Annotated in this window: 10 protein-coding genes; 5 read left to right on the forward strand and 5 right to left on the reverse strand. The window is 38.7% G+C overall.

All coding sequences use genetic code 11. The annotated features are described in order from the left end of the window. A partial coding sequence (locus tag FTV37_RS16065; protein WP_180064270.1) for a tetratricopeptide repeat protein occupies positions 1-590 on the forward strand: 590 nt, incomplete at its 5' end. A 112-nt stretch (positions 591-702) separates the two neighbouring features. Beyond that, complete coding sequence (locus FTV37_RS16070; RefSeq protein ID WP_179991688.1) at positions 703-1,038, forward strand: hypothetical protein; 336 nt, start codon at positions 703-705, stop codon at positions 1,036-1,038. Positions 1,039-1,135: 97 nt separating this feature from the next. Here the strand turns inward: FTV37_RS16070 and FTV37_RS16075 are convergent, their stop codons facing one another. The 4 genes from FTV37_RS16075 to FTV37_RS16090 form a co-directional block, all read right to left on the reverse strand. Next, entirely contained in the window at positions 1,136-1,561 is a 426-nt protein-coding gene (locus tag FTV37_RS16075) for a DUF805 domain-containing protein (protein ID WP_179991689.1), read from the reverse strand. A gap of 252 nt (positions 1,562-1,813) precedes the next feature. Then, positions 1,814-2,227: a hypothetical protein gene (locus FTV37_RS16080; RefSeq protein WP_179991690.1), complete on the reverse strand. Its 414-nt coding sequence runs from the start codon at positions 2,225-2,227 to the stop codon at positions 1,814-1,816. A 9-nt stretch (positions 2,228-2,236) separates the two neighbouring features. Beyond that, a complete protein-coding gene (locus FTV37_RS16085) occupies positions 2,237-2,926 on the reverse strand; it encodes a replication initiation protein (protein WP_179995751.1) in 690 nt (229 codons plus the stop codon). A gap of 609 nt (positions 2,927-3,535) precedes the next feature. Then, the gene (locus tag FTV37_RS16090; RefSeq protein ID WP_179991683.1) at positions 3,536-3,991 is read right to left on the reverse strand and encodes a conjugal transfer protein TraD; all 456 of its coding nucleotides are present in this window, start codon (positions 3,989-3,991) and stop codon (positions 3,536-3,538) included. Between the two features lie 164 nt (positions 3,992-4,155). On the opposite strand from FTV37_RS16090, the gene FTV37_RS16095 reads away from it, so the two are divergent. Beyond that, positions 4,156-5,265 (forward strand): MobA/MobL family protein, encoded by a 1,110-nt coding sequence (locus tag FTV37_RS16095; protein WP_179991684.1) that lies wholly within the window; start codon positions 4,156-4,158, stop codon positions 5,263-5,265. A 12-nt stretch (positions 5,266-5,277) separates the two neighbouring features. Continuing rightward, positions 5,278-5,862 (forward strand): tRNA modification GTPase, encoded by a 585-nt coding sequence (locus tag FTV37_RS16100; RefSeq protein ID WP_179991685.1) that lies wholly within the window; start codon positions 5,278-5,280, stop codon positions 5,860-5,862. Positions 5,863-6,037: 175 nt separating this feature from the next. On the opposite strand, the gene FTV37_RS16105 is transcribed toward FTV37_RS16100, so the two are convergent. Continuing rightward, complete coding sequence (locus FTV37_RS16105) at positions 6,038-6,406, reverse strand: hypothetical protein (RefSeq protein ID WP_179991686.1); 369 nt, start codon at positions 6,404-6,406, stop codon at positions 6,038-6,040. 222 nt (positions 6,407-6,628) lie between these two features. On the opposite strand from FTV37_RS16105, the gene FTV37_RS16110 reads away from it, so the two are divergent. Beyond that, the coding region (locus FTV37_RS16110) for a tetratricopeptide repeat protein (RefSeq protein WP_180064271.1) at positions 6,629-6,843 on the forward strand (215 nt) is incomplete at its 3' end.

Below are 6,843 nucleotides of genomic sequence, written 5' to 3' on the forward strand. Positions count from 1 at the left end.
CTGCTGAGAATGGCGATAGTTTAGCTCAAATGAAAATTGCTGATATGTATTCAGAGGGGGATGGTGTAAAGCAAGATAAGCACATCGCTTTTGAATGGTATCAAAAGGCTGCAAATCAAGGTAATGTAGAAGCTCAGAGTATTTTAGGTTCATTGTATCTTTATGGTACAGGCGTTAATTCTAGTAAACCAATGGCATTGAAGTTTTACAAAATGGCAGCTGATCAGGGTGACATAATAGCTATCATTTCATTAGGTCAAATGTATTTGGTTGGATATGGTGTGAAAAAAGATGAGGTTATGGCTTTCAATTTTTATCAAAAAGCAGCTGAACTAGGCGATGTTTCATCACAAGCAATATTATGTGGTTTTTATCGTAAAGGTATAGGAACTGATCAAAATGATGATTTAGCCTTTGAATGGTGCAAAAAAGCCGCAAATAAAGGAAGTGAATCTGCTCAATACGCTCTTGGTAATATGTATTTGAACGGAGTTGGTGTAAAGCAAGATATTTCTGAGAGTCAATTATGGTTCAAGGAATCTTGTGATAATGGTTTTGATTTTGCCTGTTCTAAAGTAGACAAAAAATAATGCCCCAATGATGTGCTAACAAAATTTTCAAATTAATTATTAGAATGTAATAATTAATTGTATTTGTTATAATGATATAGTAATTGTAAGTTTAATATACAACGAGAATAATATGAAGAAAAAAGTAATTAGATTAGTAAGTCAGATAGATGTGAATGAAACCAAAAGTAGTTTAATTTATGAGCAGAAAATGTCATTAATTTACTTTCTTTTTGGTGGATGGTTTTCTTTTTTCTTCATGAAAAAAAAAGGAAATAGAACTGTTTGTTTTTTGCGTGATATCAATTCTATTGATATTTCATCAACAGTAATGACTGGTAATTTAATTACGGTTAATACAAATGATATTCGTTATGTCCTGGAAGTCAGGAATAAAAAGACATGGGTTGATATTTGCAAAACCCTTCCATCCATACTCCCTAACATTATAATTAATGAAAAAAAATAATTCCATTTAAATTATTACAATTCAAACCGGTGAATAAACATAATAAAATTTACCGGTTTGAAATATGACAAAATTATCTGACGTTTGAATTGCTGTTTTATTGTTTTTTGATTACTTTGTTGTTACCAAATCGGTTTTGACCAATATCACCTTTATAAAATATCATTAAGATTGCGAGTGCTAAATAGGAAAGTATTCCTAGCATTCCTATTACTAATCCTATCGTTCCGAATAAATTACCGCCTATATAGGTGAATGATAATGCAATTATAAAAAATAAATATGGCGTAATGAGAAACCATCCAGAGTAATTTACATCATGTAATCTACGGATAGATACGGTTATTTCTGGAATAAAAATTATTAAATAAAATATTGATGCAATCAATGTAAATCTTTCAATAATTAATAGCAGTATAGGGTTAATTATTATAAATGCGATGTATTCCTGACGAGAAGATCGGTCTTTGAAATTAAAATAATTACGGAAACAATTAAAATAACTATTAAAGAATGAACTCATAAAGTCTTTATCCAATTTGATGATGGTTTTCAGTATGATAATTTTTGCTATTTGATTTTTTAAAAATCTGGTCAATGACTATAATTTAACATAAAGGTGCTTAAGCGTAACGCCATTTAGGCACTCAACCTAAAATTCCCCTCAACCGCTCAAAACTCCCTATCTTCTCCCCGTAAAAAGCCCCATTTTTGTGTTAGTGATTTGTTATCAAAACGGCGGTTTGGGTTTCGCGGTAAAAATGACGTCAACCGGCTATTTTTTCCAGAATTGCCACGGTTTTTTTGTTGGTACTGGTATAACAGGTTCGGGTGTTGTCGGCAGCTTGGATTCGATTAATAGCATTGCTTGTTTTAGGCTGTCTATATGTGACTGTTGAGCTGTAACGAGTTGTCTCAGGTGTTCAACTTCCTGTTCTAGTTGCTTTGTTTTATTGGTTTCACTTGTTCCGTTAGGTGTTGCATGTTGTTCATTTATTACAGTGTCACTCTGTTCATGATGAACAGACTTGAATGCGCCAAAAACTCGTAAAAGCTCTGATGTATCTATCTTTTTTATTCCATTCTCATCTGTACATATGGACAATTTTCCGTTTGATATGTAACGGTGAACAGTTGTTCTACTTTTTTTCGTTAATCGTGAAGCTTCACTGATCGATACCAGAGCCATTATTCATCCTCAAATTGATATTTTTATTTGATTATCTTGTGTAAATTGAAAATGTAGCGCGTTAGCTGTTCGACCTTTTTTTACAATATCAACCGTTACCATTAGGTCACTCTTATCATTTAATTCCTTTATGGCGGGTTTTATTACAAACTTATTAAGCTCTGAGAATTTTGAATATTTGTTATCTATTCCCATCATTGAGCGGAAATCATCAACATTGATTAGTCTATCTCCAGTGGCTTTAAATTGCATTAATAGCTCATAAATCCTAATGCTATATGTTCTTTTAAGAGCTGACACATTTTTAACTGCAATACTGGTGAATTGTCCTTTTAACTGAGTTAGGTATGGCATTATTGAGTCAGAAAAAGTTAACTCTATTCGACCTTCCCCTCCAAAATATTTTGCTTTTTGTTGAATCCATCGGATCTCTTCTTTTTTATTTTTCCAATGTATCTGTATCCATCTTTCCGCTAATTTATCTACTGCATCTTGTAAATGTCTCTCTGCATTACCTGTACCCATATTAGGAAAAGCTAGATAAAACTCTTCGGCTGTTAACTCAAAGGTTTTCTCAGGGGACTCATCTTTGGGATTCAACTTACCAATACACATTAATAAAACCCGCTGTTCCTGCAAAGTTAGTTTATAACTAGCTTCAATTAGAGCATTTGATTTGTAGGCTACTAGGTTATTCATCAAAGACCTCCTAATGGTGTTAAATAAATATACACCACTAATACCATTAATGGTATGTTTTATTTTAACACCATCAATGCGTGTGGATATTACCGTAAAAAGCACCATCTATTACCGTAAAAAGCACCATCTATTACCGTAAAAAGCACCATCTATTACCGTAAAAAGCACCATCTATGTTGTTGTAAGTTATTGATTACAGCGAGTTTTTTTTACCCGAAAACAAGATAAAAAACAAAAAAACAAGTTAAAAAGGGAAATGCCTGTGAATAACTCAACCAAAGTTGTCAGATACATCACGCTTCGTAATATTTAAAAGGATGTCGCAAACAACGTTTGCTCCTTTTCAGACAAACCTAAAACACCTCAGTAGCTCCCTCGCTTTGCTCGGGCAACTCGTTGAACATTTCTTTTGTCTACGACCATCCAGCCACTGCGCCGCTGTTTTTTCCGTGTCATTGGGTTCGCTTCGCTCACGGCTCAATCAGGAAGGAGCTGTCTGAGCTTCTGAGCCACGTTTTCAGTATTGGGTGATAAATTCCATTATCGAGCCAATAAAACCTCACCACGGACTTCCTGTGGCGTTTTAGAGGGTATTAACACCCTGTTCTAATCTTCCTTTTTTTGATTGAGTAATGCTTGCCCCTTAAATTTCCATTCTTCCCATTTGGGATTGTCACGGGATAATTCATGCAAGCTGACTAATGCCCCCAGTAGTTTTGCGGGGTCATCTACCGGTTTACCCGTTTGACTGTCCACTAACCCTGCCATAATGAGTAATCCCGCCGATTGATAAAGGGCATGGTCACGCGCTTTACGGGCCGCTTTGGCTTCTGCACGCTTCTCTGCTTGAATAAGATTCATCACCTTTGTGCGGGCTTCCTGTGCTTTTTCTGCTGCCCGCTCTGCCTGAATTAACAATGAGAGCGTTTTTATTTCTTGGGCGGTTTTATCCGCTTTATCGTGCAAAATCACCAATAAGCGTTGTGCCTCATTCGGTGATTTTAAACCACGGATAGTTTGCACTCTGTCTGCCACCCATTTAGCCTGTTTTTCGTTTTTCATCTTTACCACTCATGCAGCTTTTAGAATGAAATAATTATGCTCATGATTGGCAACTCAGGTCAAATTCCACTACAATCCCTATCATCTTTTTATTGATAGGGCGCACTTAGACGTTTCTTCACTTCATTCAGAAACGGTGCGCGCTTGCAGCGGGCGAAAACAGCATGGCATCTTATCATCTCAGCGTTAAAACCGGCGGGAAAGGCAAAGCCACTTCCCATGCCGATTATATTGCGCGTGAGGGAAAATATGCCCGTGAAAAAGACAACGACCTTGAGCATCAAGAGTCCGGCAATATGCCCGCATGGGCAGCGCATAAACCGTCCGAGTTTTGGAAAGCCGCGGACACGTTTGAACGTGCCAACGGCTGTACCTACCGCGAAATTGAAATTGCCCTGCCGCGTGAATTGACACCCGCACAACGCCTTGAGCTTGTTCGTGATTTTATTCAACAGGAAATTGGCGACCGGCACGCCTATCAATTTGCCATTCATAACCCCAGAGCGGCGATTGAAGGCGGTGAACAACCGCATGCGCATATTATGTTCTCTGAACGGCTTAATGACGGTATCGAGCGTGACCCGCAGTTGTATTTTAAACGGGCTAACACGAAAAACCCTGAACGGGGCGGCGCAAAAAAATCTCGTTTTGGCGAAACGCCGACCGAACGCAAGGCATACCTTATCGCCCAGCGAGAACGCTGGGCTGACTTACAGAATAAGTATCTTGAACGGTATCAGCACGCTGACCGCGTTGATGCGCGTTCCCTGAAAGCACAGGGGATTGAGCGTGAGCCGGAGCGACATTTTGGCGCAGGACAGGTCAGGCAGTTTAATACAGCGCAGTTACACGCCCTGATGGAGCGCAGAGAAGCGGAGCGACAGGCTCAGCACTGTCGTGATGAATGTAACTGCGTCATTGATGTCACGACGACATTACGGGAAGCCCTCGCAGAGCGCGATAACGTCACTGAAACACCTAAATGCGAGGTGATGCAAAATGCGACTCAGGGCAGAACGTTTGATTTTGAAAAAGAGTCTGACAAGCTGAACGCACTGGTCAATGATGCCTTGAGTGAGATACAAGACGAGATTGACCTTCAATCCTTGATTAATGACTCGATGGCAGAGTTTCAGAATATTCATCAGGAACTGGTTAAGCAGCAGGAACGCGAGTATTGGGCTGAGCAGCGGCGTCAGCAGGAAAATGAACGACAGCGCCTCGCTGAGCAGAAGCGACAGAAACCGGATGACGGCTGGTCATTTTCACGATAGAGAGAATTTTGTATGAGTGATGAGATTAAAAAAATTGCGGCGCTGATTGGGCATCAGCAAGCGCAGGAAAAGCGTGTGGCGGCGTTGATTGATGAATTTCAGGCAGAATCCGCCAAATTAAGCCGCCAAACAGCACAATTGGCTCAGGTGATCCATGAATTGGACAGTGCCTCCGGTAAGATGACCGACACGATCAGGCAATCGGTGAATGCAGCCTTAACTCAGGTTGAAAAAGAACTCAAACAAACGGGATTGGCGCAGCAGAAACCCGCCGTCAATGCGCTGAATCAGGTGGTTACAGCAGCTAATGAATCCGTGAGTGCAATGCGACGTGAAATGTCACGTTATACGTGGAAATCCGCGATTTATATCGCCCTGACAATGGTTGCTGTTATGGGGGGCTGTCTCTGGGGGATGTTTTATTTTATCGACAGTGGTTATGACCGAATTGCAAAAATGCAGCGCATGGAAGCGGTCTGGCAAAAAAAAGCCCCGCTGGCTGATATCTCCACGTGTGACGGAAAACCTTGTGTGAAAGTGGATACAAGGCAGTCATATGGTGATAAAAAAGACACCTATCTGATTATCAAACAATAAAAAAACGGCGCTGAATACGCCGTTTTCCCGTGCAAGTCGTCAAAGTAGCGAGGGGGTTTTGAGCGGTTCGCCCTCATTCAACCTATTCATCTGCTAATGAGCCGGAAGGTTGAAAGATCTTTCAGTTTTTACTGATTAAATATGAGCATATTTAATCCAGCAAGTACTTACCATACTACCCTGGAGACTCACCTTTTAAATATCTATTTAATAAGTAACTAAGAGGCCAACCCTCAGAATCATTCAGTAACAGGCACTTAGATATCATTTCAAAATCATCTGATATATAAGCGGAAACATCACTATCTCCACAAACTTTAAATGATAACTTAAATGAAGCTTCTCTTATCCTATTTATTATTTCGATGCAATCGTCAGGAAAACATATATTTTTTATTTTATTAAAACTATTTAGCCACTGTTTTTCAAACTCATCGCCATCTCTTTTATCTAATGCGTCATCAATATTTATATGTAATAAAAAATCAAAAAATTTAGGTTCGTTAATTATCATTAACAATTCATTTAAGTTATCATTAGACATTACATTAACCCTTGCTTAGTTAGCCATTCTTCAATTAAATTAACCGCTTTTACTGGTGTTACATCTGTTCCTAAAGTATGTGTTCCATTCGGAGATTTCACATCAACCCGAATATCATCCAACTTAGATGGTCTTTAGTTACGGAATTTTCTGGGGTTTCTGGCGTAAAACCCTTAATAATATTATTCCATAGTTATTTCTGTTTTCATATATGGGGTTTTAATGAAGTTATTGTTTTTATTGTTCTTTTTATTTCCATTATCCGTTTTAGCTAGTGATTGTGGGATTAAAGATTTTTCTTTATGTCAGTCTGCTGAGAATGGCGATAGTTTAGCTCAAATGAAAATTGCTGATATGTATTCAGAGGGGGATGGTGTAAAGCAAGATAAGCACATCGCTTTTGAATGGTATCAAAAGGCTGCAAATCAAGGTAATGT

Origin of the sequence: Acinetobacter sp. YH16042, from assembly GCF_013417245.1 — a bacterium.
Lineage (GTDB): Bacteria > Pseudomonadota > Gammaproteobacteria > Pseudomonadales > Moraxellaceae > Acinetobacter > Acinetobacter amyesii.

Coding starts and splice junctions, on each gene's coding strand:
- FTV37_RS16075 (WP_179991689.1), bottom strand. CDS start 1,561: ATGAGTTCATTCTTTAATAGTTATTTTAATTGTTTCCGTAATTATTTT.
- FTV37_RS16090 (WP_179991683.1), bottom strand. CDS start 3,991: ATGAAAAACGAAAAACAGGCTAAATGGGTGGCAGACAGAGTGCAAACT.
- FTV37_RS16095 (WP_179991684.1), top strand. CDS start 4,156: ATGGCATCTTATCATCTCAGCGTTAAAACCGGCGGGAAAGGCAAAGCC.
- FTV37_RS16085 (WP_179995751.1), bottom strand. CDS start 2,926: ATGAATAACCTAGTAGCCTACAAATCAAATGCTCTAATTGAAGCTAGT.
- FTV37_RS16070 (WP_179991688.1), top strand. CDS start 703: ATGAAGAAAAAAGTAATTAGATTAGTAAGTCAGATAGATGTGAATGAA.
- FTV37_RS16100 (WP_179991685.1), top strand. CDS start 5,278: ATGAGTGATGAGATTAAAAAAATTGCGGCGCTGATTGGGCATCAGCAA.
- FTV37_RS16105 (WP_179991686.1), bottom strand. CDS start 6,406: ATGTCTAATGATAACTTAAATGAATTGTTAATGATAATTAACGAACCT.
- FTV37_RS16080 (WP_179991690.1), bottom strand. CDS start 2,227: ATGGCTCTGGTATCGATCAGTGAAGCTTCACGATTAACGAAAAAAAGT.